Annotated in this window: 11 protein-coding genes and 1 tRNA gene; 6 read left to right on the top strand and 6 right to left on the bottom strand. The window is 63.2% G+C overall.

Annotated elements, in window-relative coordinates; translation table 11 throughout:
- The first annotated feature begins 2 nt into the window (after positions 1-2).
- The 3 genes from DBR47_RS00920 to DBR47_RS00910 all read left to right on the top strand — a co-directional run bounded on the left by DBR47_RS00920 (position 3) and on the right by DBR47_RS00910 (position 4,951).
- Entirely contained in the window at positions 3-533 is a 531-nt protein-coding gene (locus DBR47_RS00920) for a chemotaxis protein CheW (protein ID WP_124446127.1), read from the top strand.
- A gap of 114 nt (positions 534-647) precedes the next feature.
- Positions 648-2,831 carry a methyl-accepting chemotaxis protein gene (locus DBR47_RS00915; protein ID WP_124446126.1) on the top strand — a complete coding sequence of 728 codons (2,184 nt, stop codon included), beginning with the start codon at positions 648-650 and terminating at the stop codon, positions 2,829-2,831.
- Between the two features lie 74 nt (positions 2,832-2,905).
- A complete protein-coding gene (locus tag DBR47_RS00910) occupies positions 2,906-4,951 on the top strand; it encodes a methyl-accepting chemotaxis protein (protein ID WP_124446125.1) in 2,046 nt (681 codons plus the stop codon).
- Positions 4,952-5,026: 75 nt separating this feature from the next.
- On the opposite strand, the gene DBR47_RS00905 is transcribed toward DBR47_RS00910, so the two are convergent.
- Positions 5,027-7,597, bottom strand: coding sequence for an ABC transporter permease (locus DBR47_RS00905; RefSeq protein ID WP_124446124.1), 2,571 nt, complete (start codon positions 7,595-7,597; stop codon positions 5,027-5,029).
- A 116-nt stretch (positions 7,598-7,713) separates the two neighbouring features.
- On the opposite strand from DBR47_RS00905, the gene DBR47_RS00900 reads away from it, so the two are divergent.
- Together DBR47_RS00900 and DBR47_RS00895 are read left to right on the top strand one after the other, a co-directional pair.
- Entirely contained in the window at positions 7,714-8,586 is an 873-nt protein-coding gene (locus DBR47_RS00900) for a dioxygenase (protein WP_124446123.1), read from the top strand.
- A gap of 12 nt (positions 8,587-8,598) precedes the next feature.
- Positions 8,599-8,672 (top strand) — tRNA-Gly (locus DBR47_RS00895).
- 261 nt (positions 8,673-8,933) lie between these two features.
- Here DBR47_RS00895 and DBR47_RS00890 read toward each other — a convergent pair.
- Complete coding sequence (locus DBR47_RS00890; RefSeq protein ID WP_124446122.1) at positions 8,934-10,652, bottom strand: bifunctional UDP-sugar hydrolase/5'-nucleotidase; 1,719 nt, start codon at positions 10,650-10,652, stop codon at positions 8,934-8,936.
- Positions 10,653-11,244: 592 nt separating this feature from the next.
- On the opposite strand from DBR47_RS00890, the gene DBR47_RS00880 reads away from it, so the two are divergent.
- Positions 11,245-12,837, top strand: coding sequence for a TonB-dependent receptor (locus DBR47_RS00880; protein ID WP_124446120.1), 1,593 nt, complete (start codon positions 11,245-11,247; stop codon positions 12,835-12,837).
- Between the two features lie 89 nt (positions 12,838-12,926).
- On the opposite strand, the gene DBR47_RS00875 is transcribed toward DBR47_RS00880, so the two are convergent.
- The 4 genes from DBR47_RS00875 to DBR47_RS00860 all read right to left on the bottom strand — a co-directional run bounded on the left by DBR47_RS00875 (position 12,927) and on the right by DBR47_RS00860 (position 15,834).
- Positions 12,927-13,700: a DNA adenine methylase gene (locus DBR47_RS00875; protein ID WP_124446119.1), complete on the bottom strand. Its 774-nt coding sequence runs from the start codon at positions 13,698-13,700 to the stop codon at positions 12,927-12,929.
- A 133-nt stretch (positions 13,701-13,833) separates the two neighbouring features.
- Positions 13,834-14,466 carry a glycoside hydrolase family 19 protein gene (locus DBR47_RS00870; protein ID WP_124446118.1) on the bottom strand — a complete coding sequence of 211 codons (633 nt, stop codon included), beginning with the start codon at positions 14,464-14,466 and terminating at the stop codon, positions 13,834-13,836.
- Positions 14,466-15,065 carry a phage virion morphogenesis protein gene (locus DBR47_RS00865; protein WP_197046796.1) on the bottom strand — a complete coding sequence of 200 codons (600 nt, stop codon included), beginning with the start codon at positions 15,063-15,065 and terminating at the stop codon, positions 14,466-14,468. Before DBR47_RS00865 ends, DBR47_RS00870 begins: the two co-directional genes overlap by 1 nt.
- Positions 15,055-15,834 (bottom strand): phage minor head protein, encoded by a 780-nt coding sequence (locus DBR47_RS00860; protein ID WP_124446116.1) that lies wholly within the window; start codon positions 15,832-15,834, stop codon positions 15,055-15,057. The genes DBR47_RS00865 and DBR47_RS00860 overlap by 11 nt, the downstream gene beginning before the upstream one ends.
- Between the last annotated feature and the right edge of the window lie 2 nt (positions 15,835-15,836).

Genomic DNA, 15,836 nt, shown 5'->3' with positions numbered 1-15,836 from the left:
CCATGGAAACCGTTCGAGAAAACGTGCCGGCAATCCGCCAGGAAGTTGCCAACCTGACGCTGAAGGGCCACACGCCTTCCAGCGGCGAGTACCTGACTTTCCGCTTGGGTGCTGAGGAATATGGCATCGATATCCTGAAGGTGCAAGAAATCCGCTCCTACGAGCCGCCCACCCGAATCGCCAACGCGCCCGACTTCATCAAGGGCGTGGTCAATCTGCGTGGCGTCATCGTGCCCATCGTGGACCTGCGCCTCAAGCTGGGCTGCCCCAGCGCCGAGTACAACAGCTTCACCGTGGTGATCGTGCTGAACGTCAAGAGCCGTGTGGTCGGTGCCGTGGTGGATTCGGTCTCCGATGTGCTGGAGCTCAATCGCGATGCGATCCGCCCCGCGCCTGAGCTCAGCTCGGCGGCCGTTGACACCAGCTTCATCACCGGCATCGGCACGGTCAGCGACCGCATGCTGATTCTGATGGATATCGAAGGATTGATGAGCAGCGCCGACATGGGTTTGATGGACTCGCTGAGTCTCTGATCCCCTTCCCCGCCGGTGCCTCCCGCTCCAGGATGGAGCGGGCATTCTTCCGTACATCTGTACCAGGCCCACAGTCCAGGGCCGCGCAATGATTCGTCGGATTGGGACTTCTTCATGGCATCAGGTGCAAGCTCAATTGCCCGCCGCGTTTCCGTCACCGGCTTCGTGGCCCTGGCATCGGTTCTCTTGGCCGTCAGCGCCGTCGTCGGCGTTCTACTGACCCGTGTAGCCCATGAACGGGTGGTGACCTGGGTGGGCGACAAGGCGGAATCCCTGGTCGATGCCATGCACGCCATGGACGAGACCTCCCGCATCCTGGTGGAAAAGAACTATGGGTCCTTCCGCCAGGAATTCGGCCCCAGCTTCACCCTCGACGAGGCCACCGGCGAATTGCGCGATTGGGGCCCCAAGCTCAACGGCAACACCACCCAGGTCGACAAATTCTTCGGCAACACCGGTGGCGTGGCCACGGTGTTTGCGGCCAAGGGTGATGACTTCGAGCGCATCACCACCTCGCTGAAGAATGCCAAGGGCGAACGCGCCGTCGGCACCCTGCTGGGCAAACAGCACCCGGCCTACGCCACCGTCTCCAGCGGCAAGGCCTACTCCGGCCGGGCCGTCTTGTTTGGTCATCCCTATATGACCTACTACGAGCCCATCAAGAACGATGGCGGCAAGATCGTCGGCCTCTTGTTCGTGGGCTTTGAGCTGAACGCCTTCGAGCGCGCCATTGACGCCATGGCCAGCCGCGCCAAGTTTTTTGACAACGGCGGCACCTATGTGGTCGATATGGACAAAGACCCCGCCAAGGCGGTCTTCGTCTCCCACCCCACCGCCAAGGGCAAGCTGGTGAGCGAGGCCATGCCGGGCCTGGACAAGCTGCTGGCCGAGCATGGCAATCTCGAAGAAGCCTATTGGGCCGACGCGCCCAATGTGCTGGGCACACCGCGCAACGACAACTTCGCCGTGCTACGCAAGAGCGGCAAGACGGGCTACTGGGTCGTGGCGCAAGTGTCCCGCAGCGAAGCCATGGCCTCGCATTGGGCGACCTTGGTGCCCTTCTGGGGCATGTTGCTGCTGACCACCGCCGGGCTGGGCATGGGCCTGTTCTGGATGATGCGCAACTGGGTGGCCAAACCGCTGAATGAGCTCAACGCCGCCATCAGCGCGATTGCCCAAGGTGATCTTTCCCAGGCCGTGCACAGCGAACGCAATGACGAGATCGGCCTGCTGATCCAGCAAACCGAATCCATGCGCAGCCGCCTGGCCGACACCATTGGCGTGGTGCGCCACTCGGTCGATTCGGTGGGCACGGCCAGCACCGAAATCGCCTCGGGCAATCTTGATCTGAGCCAGCGCACCGAGCAAACTGCCGCCAGCCTGCAAGTGGCCTCGGGCTCCATGAGCGAGCTGACCAGCACCGTGCGCATGACGGCCGACTCGGCGCGTACCGCCAATCAATTGGTCAGCACCGCGGCCGAGGCTGCCGCCAAGGGCGGCGAAGTGGTCGGCCAGGTGGTGGCCACCATGGAAGAGATCAACAGCAGCTCGCGCAAGATCAACGACATCATCGGCGTTATCGATGGCATTGCCTTCCAGACCAATATCCTGGCCTTGAATGCGGCCGTCGAAGCGGCGCGCGCTGGCGAGCAAGGTCGCGGCTTCGCGGTGGTCGCCAACGAGGTGCGCTCCCTGGCCCAGCGCAGCGCCACCGCGGCCAAGGAGATCAAAACCCTAATCAGCGCCAGTGTGGAAAGCGTGGAAGCCGGCTCGCGCCAGGTGCAGGTGGCGGGCGCGTCCATGACCGACATCGTCAGCAGCGTGCAGCGGGTGCAAAACGTCATCGCCGAGATCACCACCACCACTGCCGACCAAAGCGATGGCCTGGCCCAGATCAATCAGTCGGTCGTGCAACTGGATCAGATGACCCAGCAAAACGCCGCGCTGGTGGAAGAGTCCGCCGCAGCGGCCGAGAGCCTGAAGGAACAAGCACAACGCCTAGTCTCGGCGGTGAGCATCTTCCATCTGGCCGCCGATCACCAGATCAAGCAAGCAGTCTCCACGTCTACGGCCAAGCCCAGCAGCAAGAAGGCCCATGGTGAGAGCAGCGCCAACAGCCAGGCCAAAGCTGCGACAAAGCCCAGCTCACCGGCCCACAAGGCCGCCCAAGTCATACGCAAGGCGGCGCAGCGCCCAAGCCCGGCCGCCGCCGCACGCCCTACCTCAGCCCCCGAAGCGCAAACAAGCCCCAGCAAGTCCAGTGCGGCGGCCGGTGAAAGCGATTGGGAAAGCTTTTAAACCCTGTCATCAAGAACCCAAGCTCCCCTTCCCCCACCTCCTCCTCAAAACCTCCCCAGCAATTGGAGTCGCTGATGTTTGACTCAATCAAGACCCGGCTGATCAGCCTGAGCATCGCCGTCGTGGTGTTCACCTTATTGGCAGCTACCGCCGCGAACTACATCATTGTTCGCAACCATACCCAAAGCCAGGTTCTGTCCAGCCTGAACGAGCTGGCCTCGGCGCGCAGCGCGACCATCGCCCAATGGATCAACACCCAGCGCAATATCGTCAACGCCATCCTGCCTACGGCCGCGATGACGGACCCCCAGCCCCAGCTGATCCAGGCTGCTAAATCAGGTGAGCTGCAGTCGGCCTATGTCGGCCATGCCGACAAGCGCATGTACTTCAATGCGGAGGAATCGCTGCCCCCCGACTACGATCCCACCAGCCGCCCCTGGTACAAGCTGGCTGCGGCGAGCAATAGCCTGGTGCTGACCGAACCCTATATGGACGCCTCGCGCAACCAATTGGTCGTGACCTTTGCGCTCGCCGTCAAAGATGGCGCCAGCACCAAGGCCGTGGTCGCCTCGGATGTCTTCCTCAACGAGGTGGTGAACACGGTTAAAGCCATCAAGCCCACACCCAACGGCTTTGCCTTTTTGGTCTCCAACAAGGGCGTCATCATTGCCCATCCAGACAGCAAGCTCTCGCTCAAGCCCGTCACCGAACTGGCCGCAGGCCTGGACGCCAAGGCCTTGAAGCAACTCCAGGAAAGCGGCGCCAACTGGCAAGAAGCCCGTATCGGCGACGGCGACTTCCTGCTGCGCGGCGTGGCCATCCCCAACACCGACTGGGTGCTGGTGGCCGCGGCCGACAAGTCCGAAGCCCTCCAGTCTCTGAGCGCTTTGCTGCGCGCCGCCGCCGTCGTGCTGCTGGTGGTGCTGGTGCTGGCCGTGGTGCTGATGACGACGGTGGTGGCCACTCTGATGCGCGGCATCGACCGCATCCGCGCCGCGCTGGACGAGATCAGCGCCGGTGGCGGTGACCTGACCCAACGCCTGCCCGAGGTGGGTCGCGATGAGTTGGCGCGTATCGCGGCGTCCTTCAATCTGTTTGCCGAGAAGATCCAGCACATCCTGCTGGACGTGCGTTCGGCCAGCAATTCCATCACCACCGCCTCGACCGAGATCGCGATTGGCTCGCAAGACCTGTCACAGCGCACCGAGCAAACGGCCGCCAATCTGGAAGAAGCCGCCTCCAGCATGGAAGAGCTGACTGGCACCGTGCGCCAGACCGCCGACGCGGCCCTGACCGCCAATCAGCTGGCCTCCTCGGCCTCCTCGGCTGCGGCCAAGGGTGGCGATGTGGTCAACCAAGTCGTCCGCACCATGGACGAGATCAACAACAGCTCCAAGAAGATCAACGACATCATCGGCGTCATCGATGGCATCGCCTTCCAGACCAATATCCTGGCCCTGAACGCGGCCGTGGAAGCGGCCCGCGCGGGTGAGCAGGGCCGTGGCTTTGCGGTGGTGGCATCGGAAGTGCGCAGCCTGGCCCAGCGCAGCGCCGAGGCCGCCAAAGAAATCAAGGGCCTGATCGGCGCCAGCGTGGACCGGGTCGAGGTCGGCTCCAAGCTGGTCGAGGCCGCAGGCGCATCGATGACGGACATCGTCGCCAGCGTGCAGCGGGTCACCGACATCATCGGTGAGATCACTGCCGCCGCCAGCGAGCAAAGCGATGGCATCGGCCAGGTCAATGGCGCGGTCGTGCATCTGGACCAGATGACGCAGCAAAACGCGGCCCTGGTGGAGCAATCCGCCGCCGCCGCCGAAAGCCTCAAAGACCAGGCCCGCCGCCTGACCGAGGTGGTCTCGGTGTTCCGCCTGGGCAACGATGAACGCTCGCTCAGCCGCCCGGCACCATCGCCCTCATCGGCCGCGGCAGGCTCCGCAGCCTCGACAGCGACTCCCGCGGCCGCCAAGAGTTTCAAGCCCAGCGGCTTCAAGGCCTCCCCAGCCAAAGCCAGCCCGCCCAAGCCAGCGCCCAGCCCCAAGGCGGCAGCCGCTCCGGCACCGGCCCCGGTCACGGCTGCTGCGGGCAAGGACGACGATGAGGGCGACTGGCAGTCCTTCTAAGCGCCTGAGCGAGCCCAAGGACCGTACCAGCAAGAGAGCCGCCGCCAGCGGCTCTTTTCATTGGCCTCTGCTGGCTCAGCTGGCTTCGCGCAGCGACTGCATCACCGGCCTTTGCAAAACGCCTCGCAAGCTCCACCAGCCCGCCAGCTGGGCCAGCAAGGCGCCACAGACCATGCTCAGCAAGGGCACCCAAAGGTTCAGCTTCCAGGCAAAGCCGAAGACAAAATGCGCCAGGGCCGCGCCCAGGCCCACCGCCACCGCGCCGGCCAGAAAGCCCGCCAATGCCCCCACCCCCAGCAGCTCGGCCCGCTGCACCTGGGCGAGCAGCTGGCCGCTGGCACCCAGGGCTCGCATCAAGGCGAATTCACGGGTACGCGCTTCGCGCGTGCTGCTGACCGAGGCCAGCAGCACCAGCAGGCCGGTCGCCAGGGTGAAGGCAAACAACAGCTGCACCGCCTGGATGACCTGATCCAGCACCGCCTGCACCTGGTTCAGCTGGGCCGAGACATCGACCACGGTGATGTTCGGGAACTCACGCGCCAGATCGCGATCCAGCGCCTGACCGGCTGGCCCCGCGGGCGTGCGGAAGGCCGCCACATATGTGCTGGGCAGATCGGGCATGGCCGCACGCGGGAACAGCACGAAGAAGTTCACCCGCATCGATGACCAATCCACCTTGCGCAAGCTGCTGATGCGGCCGCCCACCGTCACGCCGGCCACATCGAAGGTGAGCTGATCTCCGAGCTTCAGACCCAGGGTTTGGGCCAGGCCTTCTTCCACACTCAGACCCTCGGCCTCATCCGGCAGCCAAGCCCCTTGGGCCAGCTGGTTTTGCTCCGGCAAGGTGGCGCTATGGCTCAGATTGAACTCGCGCTCCACCAAGCGTTGGGCACGGTCTTCCTTGAAGGACTGCGGCTTGATCTCTTGGCCGTTGATGCTCAGCAAGCGTCCGCGGATCATGGGAAACCAGTCATAGGTCTCCACCCCATGTTGCTTGAGCTGGGCCTGGAACAGGGGCCCTTGATCGGGCTGAATATTGATGACGAAGCGATCGGGCGCATTCTTGGGCGTGGCGCTGCGCCAGCTGTCGATCAGATCGGTGCGCAGCAAAACCAGCAGGGCCAGCGCCAGCAAGCCGACGGCCAGGGATGACACCTGCACCACCACAAAGCTGGGCCGCGCCGCCACCTGGCGGGTGGCCAGCAAGAGCCAGCGCGGCGCGCCATTGCCGTTCACACTCAGCGGCACCAGGCGGCGCAGCAAGAGCACGGCGGCCCAGGCCAGCAGGGCGAACAAGGCCACGGCCAGGGCAAAACCGCCCGCGGCGATCAAGCCCAGCATGGCATCACCCGCCAGCACCACCAAGATGGCGGCAAAGCCCAGCACGCCGGCGAGCAGCACCAATAGCGAGCCCGCCTTCAAGCCGCCCAGATCGCGCCGTATCACCCGCAAGGCTGGCACCGAGGCCAGCTGCAGAATCGGCGGCAGGCCAAAGCCCAGCAAAAGGCTCAGCCCTAAGCCCATGCCCATCAGCGCGGGCTGCCAGCCCGGCGCCGGCAGGCTGACGTTGAACAGGCCGGACAACAAGGCCACAAAAGCGTAGTGCAGGCCCAGGCCGGCCAGCACACCCAGCACACTGGCCGCCAAGCCGGCGGTGGCGAACTCCAGGCCATAGGCCCAGGCGATGCGGCGCTGCGGCTGACCCAAAACCCGCAGCATGGCGCAATCATCCAGATGCCGCGCGGCAAAATCACGCGCCGCCAAGGCCACCGCCACCGCGGCCAGCAAGGCCGACAGCATGGCCACCAGCTTCAAAAACTTGGTGGCGCGGTCCAAGGTCTGGCGCATCTCGGGGCGGCCGGTTTCCAGCGAATCCAGGCGCACGCCGCGCCAACCCGACTTTTCAATCAAGGCATTGGCCTGCTGCACAAAGCGCGGCACGGCCTTGGCTCCCCGCCCCTCCTGCTCCGCCAGGGCCAGGCGATAGCTGACCCGGCTGGCCGGTTGAATCAGGCCGGTGGCCGGCAAATCCTGGTCCGCCAACATCAGGCGCGGCGCAAAGTTCAGGAAGCCCGCGCCCCGATCGGGCTCGCTGGCGATCAGACCGGCCACCCGTAGGCTGGCGTCTCCCACCAAAATCTGTTGGCCTAACTGCAGATTCAAGCTCTCCAAGACCTGGGCGTCGGCCCAGACCTCGCCTGGCTTGGGTGCGCCGACCTTGCGCCCGTCCACCAATAGCAAACTGCCGCGCAGGGGATAGGCCCCGCCCACCGCCTTGATGGCGACCAAGCGGCTCTGCCCGCCTGCCGCCTCCGGCGCACGCGCCATGCTGGGGAAGTTGACCATGCGCGCCTGCCTGAGGCCCAGGTCCGAGGCCAAGCCGCTCAGCTCGACGGGCGTCGGCTGGTCGCTGACCAACACCGCATCGCCGCCCAAGAGCTGGGCCGCATCGCGACGCAGGCCGCCATCCATACGGTCAGACAAAAAACCCACGGCACACAAGGCCGCCACCGCCAAGCCCACGGCCAGCATCAAGAGCCGCAACTCACCGGCCCGCCAGTCTCGCCACAGTTGACGCCAAGCGATGCGAATGACGCCAGGAGGGGTGTTCGGTTCGGCAGGAGCCGCAGCATTGGATGGATTCATGCCCGGCACTGTAGCGACTCCCAGCCGTCCAGCCCGCCATCATGCAAAAAGCCTGAACGCCGTATTCAGGCAAATGCCACCCATCGCACAAGCCCGCGGAGTCCAATCATGGGGCCATGACAAAAAATCCCCTCTCCTTCCCCCCGCTTTTCATCTCCCACGGCTCCCCCATGACCGCGCTGGAGCCCCGCGAAGCCGGCCACTTCATGCAGCGCCTGGGTCGGGCTCTGGACGAATCGTTCGGCCGACCCCGTGCCGTGCTGGCCTTGTCGGCGCACAGCTTGTCGCGCTCCCCCGTGCTCTTGGCCGGGCCGCAACACCATGCCGTCTACGACTTTGGTGGCTTCGACCCCAAGCTGCAAACCCTGCGCTACGACGCCGCAGGCGCGCCCGAGCTGGCTCAAGAAATCATGGCGCTGGCCGCCCAGGCCGGTCAGCCCATGCATCAGCTGATGCAGGGTGGGCTGGACCACGGCATCTGGACGCCGCTGCGCTACATCTACCCCGAGGCCGATGTGCCCGTGCTGCCCCTGGCCTTCAGCCCCAAACAAGGCCCGGCCGAGCAATACGCCCTGGGCGAGTTGCTGGCGCCCCTGGCTCGGCAAGGCGTGCTCATCATGGGCAGCGGCAGCCTCACCCACAATCTGGGCCTGGTCTTCGGCCAGGGTCGGCCGCCCGCCATCGACGCTGCGGAGATCCCGGCCTCCGCACAATTCCGCGAATGGATGCGGGCCCGCGCCGCTGCCGGCGACTGGCAAAGCCTGCAGGCTTACCGAAGCCTGGCGCCGCACGGTGCAGACATGCACCCCAGCGACGAGCACCTGCTGCCCTTCTTCATCGCCGCCGGTGCGGGTGGTCGCAGCGAGCCTGCCGAGCGCCTGCACGCCAGCCTTACCTTTGCTTCACTGGCCATGGACGCCTACGCCTTCGGCCCCCTGGCCCAGCGCCTGAGTTTGGCACTGCAGCAAGCCGAGGAGCGCGCCCTATAATCCGCGCCAAACGCGGGTGTCGTTCAATGGTAGGACTCTTGCTTCCCAAGCAAATAACGTGGGTTCGATTCCCATCACCCGCTCCAATCGAAGACGCCCCCTGACCGCAAGGTCGGGGGGCGTCGCCGTTTGGAGCGGGTGTTTGGGTAGAGACCCACCTGGGTTCGCTCAAGACATGCCAGTGGCATGTCTTGGACGCTGCGCAGCAGCGGGCCGAGGGCTAGCCCCGAGGCCGAGCAACAGGCCAGAGCCTGTAGCGAGCATCCCCATCACCCGCTCCAATCGAAAACGCCTCCTGGCCGCAAGGTCAGGAGGCGTTGCTGTTTGGCTAAGGCCTTACAGCAGACTCAAGGCAGTTGTTGAATCCGCCCCGGCTGAATTTGCTTCACCGCGGCCGGGTTGTCCGTCAGCCATTCGGCCATGGCGTCGATGTCCACACCCAGGCTGACGCGGTCGCGGCCTTGGCGCAGCACGCTGTGGCCATCGCCGCCATCGGCCATGAAGTTATTGACCACCAGGCGGTAGGTCTTGGCGTCGTCCAAGGGCTGACCGTCGATCTTGACGTCTTGCAGCTGGGCCACGCCTTCGGGGCCAATTTGCCAGCGATAGCGCAAGCTGCTGGAAACCTGCAAAAAGCGCGGCGGCGCATCGCCCTTGGGCAGTTGACGCTGCAGCAACTCACGCAGTTGGGCACCGCTGAGCGTCATCACCACCAGCTCATTGGCAAAGGGCTGGATGGCGAAGAGGTCGCTCATCGTCACCGGGCGGTCGGCCTCCACCACCAGGTCTGCCCGGATGCCGCCGGGGTTCATCAAGGCGAGATCGGCCTGGCCGCGCTTTTTGGCGTAGGCGAGTTGGGAGTCGGCAATCAGATTGCCCATGGTCGAATCGCCGAACGGCGCCTTGGCACCGCGCACTGCCCCCTGGCTGAGCTGGGCCACGGGCTTGTTGCGCACCGCGGCTGTCAAGTCCGCAGCGCGCTGCACCAAGGCCACAAAAGCCGGGTTGGGGGCATAGGCCGATTGCAGCACCGGGTGGTTCACAGCCTCGGCGGAGATCACCTGATTGCTGGCGTCCAACTTCAGGCGGCTTTCGGTTACCCAGCCGCCATAGCTGCCGGCCTGCACCAGCAAGCGGCCATTGATCTTGCAGGTATAGGCCTGGTGGGTATGGCCGCTGATGATGAGTGCGTAAGCGGGGTCCAGCCGCTTGGCGATGTCCACACCACGGCCTTGCAGGCCGGGGCAGGCATAGCTGGGATCGTTGGCCGCACCCTGGTGGGTGGCGCCCTCGTGCATCACCGCCACCAGCAGCTGGGCACCTTGGGCGCGCAGCTGGGGAATCAAGGCGTTGAGGGTGTTGGCCTCGTCGGCAAAGCGCAGGCCCTGGATGCTGCGAGGCACCACCACCGAGGGCGTGTCACGGGTGATGGCGCCCACAAAAGCGACTTTGACACCCCCCACCTCCTTGATCACATGGGTGGCCAGCAAGGGCTTGCCGGTATTGGCATCGAGCAGATTGGCGGCCAGATAGGGAAAGCCTGGGCCCTTGAAGCCAGGCCAGGCGCAGCCCTCGCTCGGGCATTCGCCGCGCGCCTTGCGCAGCAACTCCGGCAGGCCGGAGTCCAACTCATGGTTGCCCAGCGCACTGGCCACCAGATCCAGCTCGCCGATGGCGGACAAGGTGGGCTCATCGCGCAGCAGCGATGAGAGCTGGGGCGAGGCGCCGATCAAATCACCCGCCGCCACAAACACCGAGTTCTCACGCCCCGCACGCAGCTTTTGCATGGCGCTGGCGAGATAGGCCACACCGCCGGCGGCCTGAGGCTTGATTTCGCCAGTCTGCGCATCCGGCAGGCGGGGCATCAGGGGCGTGGGCGATTTGGGCTGGATATGGCCGTGGAAATCATTGATCGAAAAAATGCTCAGCTCACGCGCCACGGCGGGTGCGCTGCTCGCACCCGTGGCTTCGGGGCGGCTGGCACAAGCGGCCAACAAGGACAGCAAGGCGAGGCTGAAGAGGGTTTGGACGCGCGGGAACGGGCGGTTTTTCGGCAGTTGCGACACAGAAATCTCCGAGGGGCTGGGGCCGACGATGGCAAGGGGCGGCGGATCTTAACGCTGGCAGAAAGCACCTGTCGCCCGCCTTGCCAAGCCCTCAAGCCCGTGCTCAGGGCTTGACTGTCGCCTTGGCGCGACAACCCTCATCCGGCCTCGAATGTGTCACCGAACTTGCATATTCCTAAATGAAAATTACAAATGTCCAGATTTCATTTGGTGTCGCTTGGGTAAAGCACGGGGTCAGAAAGATTGACCCCCGCCCTAAAGTAAGCCAGTGGAAGTCGAGCGAAACAACAGGCGAGCCAGTCAAAAAATGCCCTGCTCACCTGCCCCGCCCGGCGACCTGAGACAAAAAACTCCCGAGATTCGCACCTGTTTTTGCCTTGAAGCCAACGCCCGCAAACGTTGGCGCCAGGGGTGGAGAGTGCTTTTGAAGAGTTTCGACAAAAACATCGAGAGCGCGCTTGGCAATTTGAGCGCAGCGCAGTTTGTAGGTTTTCAGCGCAGAGATGGCGGACGGCAAACGTTTGCCCCTTGCGCTGGGATCAGAAGTTTTGGTTTTGGCGTTTTTACGTGTTCGCTTTGAGGAGCATTCGACATGAACAGGCACGATTCAGGGTTTTCAATTTTTTCTAGAACCGCGCTCAGCGTGGCGGTCGCCATTGTTGCGGCCGCACCCGCGATGGCACAGAACACCACGGCCGCCATCGGCGGCCGCGTGTTGACGGCCGAGGGCAAGCCGGTGGCTGGCGCTAGCGTCACCATCCTGCACCGCGAGTCGGGCTCGGTGAACAATCTGGTGACGGACAACGAAGGCCGTTACTCCACCCGCGGCCTGCGCGTGGGCGGCCCCTACACCGTCACGGTGAGCAAGGGCGCAGAAAAGGATGTGCGCAACGACATCTATTTGCAGCTGGCAGAAAGCCTCAGCCTGGACATCACCCTGGGCGCCAATGTGCTGTCTACCGTGGTGGTGACCGGCACCAACTCGGCAGGCTTGAAGATCAATAACGGCAATATGGGTGCCAACACGGCGGTCAGCCGCAAGGAGCTGGACGCCTACGCTTCGATTGCCCGCAGCCTGCAAGACTACGCTCGTATCGACCCCCGCCTGGCGCAGACCGACAAGGAACGCGGCGAGATTTCGGCCTTGGGCCAGAACGCTCGCTTCAACACCATCACGATCGACGGTGTGCGTACCAACGACACCTTCGGCCTGGAGGGCAACAACCTGCCCACCATCAAGCAGCCGATCTCCATCGATGCCATCGAAGCCGTGCAGGTGAACCTGTCTAACTTCGACGTCACCCAACAAGGCTATACCGGCGCCAATATCAACGCCGTGACCAAGTCGGGTACCAACGAGATCAAGGGCAGTGTTTACTACGTCTACCGTGACGACAAGCTCTCGGGCAAGCGTTTCAATCGCACCGACGAAAGCTACTACGACGCACCGGCGTTCAAGGAAGACACCAAGGGCTTCACCCTGGGCGGCCCCATCATCAAGGACAAGCTGTTCTTCTTCGCTTCCTACGAAGACTTCAAGAGCACCCGCGCGGCCCCCACCTTCGGCCCTGTCGGCAGCGCCATGACCAATGTGGGCATCACCCCCGCCCAGATCGCTGCGGCCCAGGCCGTGGCCAAAGGCTACGGCATCGACATCGGCAACTCCGAGGCCACCGGCACCGAAGTGACGGTGAAGGACTACCTGCTGAAGTTGGACTGGAACATCAACAGCCAGCACCGCGCCAATCTGCGTATCGCCAAGACTGAGCAGGCCGAGCCCACCTACTGTGAACCAGCACATGGTCTAGGGGGGATATGGGAAGGGCCGGGAAAAGGTGGGAAGGCCCGGGAAGGCCAAAAGAATCAGGGACTTAGCAGGATTAGAGGTGAAGTAAAGCGCAACACTTCGCCGCCAATTGGTCTGACGCAACACTTCGGCACCGATGCGGTAACTGTTGCGAGGTTCAAACCAGCCCCAAAGCCCCAACGAATCGCCATGAATGGCGATTTGCAGCGAGTTTGTCACCTCAGGACAGTTGCCGCTGAAGTGTTGCGACGAAGTGTTGCTGTTTTAGATGCCCAAGGCGTATGGCTGCCCATGAAGAGGCCAAACCAGCAAAAAACTGAACCGTTGCGCCAACTGTGGCGCGTCGCAACGGTTCAGGTGCCAAGGGCGACCTCTTAGAACGCCCACCAGGGCAATTTTTTCACCCTGGCAAGGCAGGAGGTGCTACCCCCCGCTTTCGACGCGCCACGGGGCGAATTTCCCGCCGATCAGCGCCAGTTCTGAATGATGAGTTCCCCGGTTGGCTTGCGCTTGGCGGCCTGGCCGACCGAGTAGGTGATCCCCACCCTCTGCATCACAAAACCCTTGAATGCCGCCCGCATCTCCGGCACGTCGTTGACGGTCACCACAGCCCGGCCCTTCATCGTGCGCATCAGCTCGGCCATTCGGTCGTACTGCTCCAAGCCAAATTCCACGCCATAACCTTCGGTGCCGAAGTAAGGCGGATCCATGAAGAAGAATGTGTGCGGCCGGTCGTACTGCACCACGCATTTGTCCCAGGCTCGGTGTTCCACAAAGACACCGTTAAGCCTCAGATGCACCTCACTCAGATCCTCCTCGATCCGCAGCAAGTTCAGCCTGGCCGGTGTTGTGGTCGCCGTGCCAAACGTTCGGCCCTGCACCTTGCCACCGAAGCCAAGCTTCTGTAGGTAGAAGAACCGTGCGGCCCTTTGGATATCGGTCAGCGTCTCGGGGTTCGTCATCTGCGCCCACTCGTAGAGCTGGCGGCTCGACAACGCCCATTTGAACTGCCTCACAAACTCGTCCAAGTGGTGCTGAACCACGCGATACAAGTTCACCAGATCGCCATTGATGTCATTGAGCACCTCGACCTTCACGCGGTGCTCTCTCATAAAGAACAAAGCTGCTGCGCCACAGAAGGGCTCAACGTAGCAACTGTGCTCGGCCTGACCGAGCAGCGGCAGGATCTTGTCTGCCAGGCGGCGCTTGCCACCAATCCAAGGAATTACTGGGTTTGCCATTTGCACGAACTCAATCCGGTTAGACTCGCCCCGCCTCCCGGGAGGTAGCAGGGCCTTGGTTGGTTCGCTGCGCAATCAGCGGATTGGCGGCTTGCAAGGGTGTTAGCGCATCCTTGCAAGTCGCCCTGTTTTTTTATTGGGTTAGCCACACCTCCATCGCCCGCAGCGTTGCTGCCCGGCGTTCCTTGGCGCCCACCATCTTGGGACCATTGATCAAGCGTGTGATCCCAGCCGAGTCATCTCGGTCAGCCAATGCCGAACACCGTTTGCTGTCCCAAAACCTAAGCGCGACTACAGCAGCCGTTGGAGGATCGCGCGCCAGATCAGGCTTCTCCACCAGTGGCATACCAACGGCCAAACCAATCGCCCAGAAATTGTCCTGGCCGGTCAGCTGCAGATAGCCTGATCCGCGATACCACCAACCATCACCGCTGTCCTCCGGGCCGTTGCCCAGGCGGTTGGCATAGACCCGGTTAGCAATCGCCTCAGGCCCGCGCGCGATCAGAGCCTCGGCATCCTTCAAATCACGCACAGCACGGAACATTTCCAGCAGGCGCTGCGGTGTCTTGTAGTTGAGGTCTTCTTCAAAGGATGTAAAGCCAGCTGTCTCCACAAACACTTGGCCCATCAAGTGCCACAGCCGCCTGGGTGTCGTCACCGAACTTGCCAGCCGTGCCGATTCCAGTGCCTGCGCGTGCAGCGAAGGATTCCGAATTCGAGGCGCAAACTTCAGCAGCTTTTCAGCAGAAATAACAACGTCAGGCATTATCTTTTCCAGGTTGCTTGCAAGTGCTTCTCAGCGATGCTGAGTAGCTCTTTCTGATCGCCATCCGACACGCCCAAAAATGGCCGTGCCGGAATCGTCACCTGCTTCTTGAGCAGGTACTGCGTTACACCCTTGTCATCCACCAACATGAACTGACCTTTGAGCGACTGAACGACGTGCAGGCCTGTCATGTTTCGCGGGCTCCCAGCAGCCCGCGCCGCAGGCGTCACCGGGATCGACAAGAACGGTCCAGCCTTGGCCCGAATCACGCCACCAAATTGGTGGATCGCGGCATAGATCACATTCGTTCCAACGGCCACGCTGCTCTCGGTCGCTTGATAGGCCAGCGAGTTGCGAAGACGCCTGGTCAAACTCAGCGTTTGCCCACCTTCGTTCTTCGCCCGCCAGCTCTTCTCCCAGGCCTTTCCGTCCGGCCCGGTCGCAGTCCGAAACCGCAGCTGGGCACCCGTCTTCAGAACACGCCCCATTGCTTCAAACGTGGGCTTCATTCGCCCACCCAAGGGCAGGCCCAGACGCAGCTTTTCAAGCGCCGCCTGCACGCCGGAGTCGACCACCTTCACGCCATCGCTACTTGCCATCGCGGAAGGCCTTTTCTTTCTGCACCAGCAGCTCGCGGTCGCGGTCCAGATCCGTTCGACTTGAGCCGGGCGCATAACCCCAACCTGGGCCAATGCCTTGTGGCACCTGGCTCACTTCACCAGTGGCCGGATTCGTGTACTCACGCATCTTCATCGGCGGGGCCTTGTCAGCCACCTCTTTGCCCAACGCTTTGACCTGATCGCCGCTCAGCTGGATCACACCGCAACGGCAACCCCAGTCGTTCGGTGGGTAGTGCGTCTCCCACCACGGGTCATCCGCAGGCAACACCGTGCCGTCCCAGGCCGCATGCTCTGGCCGTGTGTGTGCGTCATGAACGGCGTCATACATCAGGTAGGGCGCATCTGCCTTTGTCTGCTGAATCTCTGCCCACTGACCTGCCGCATAACTGGTTTGAATGTTGGTCTCAAAGATCGTGCGCAGGCGGCGCGGGCTGCCCAGCTCCACTTCTTTAAGTTCACCCGTTGCCGGGTCGGGCATCTCAGCTCGGCCCCACCATCCGGCCTCCAGCATGCGGGGCTGTAAAGCGTCTTTGAACTGATGAAACGTCTGGCCCTCGGCCAATGCCTTGTCTACCGCTGCTCGCACATCGCGTAGCAAGTCGACGTTCATCATCTTGGCGACCGTGAAGGCGGCGTCGTGCTCGTACTGCCAGATTTCCTGCCAGGCAAACGAGGTGCTGTAACCCTTGCCACGAAAGAAGGCGATCGCCTTCTTCGGGTCCAGGTCAAAGCGCAGCTCGGCACTCATGC

The organism is Paucibacter sp. KBW04 (assembly GCF_003852425.1).
In the GTDB taxonomy this organism is placed as follows: Bacteria; Pseudomonadota; Gammaproteobacteria; order Burkholderiales; family Burkholderiaceae_C; genus Paucibacter_A.
The sequence above is the reverse complement of the archived record's forward strand: the minus strand, read 5'-3'. Positions and strand labels throughout refer to the sequence as shown.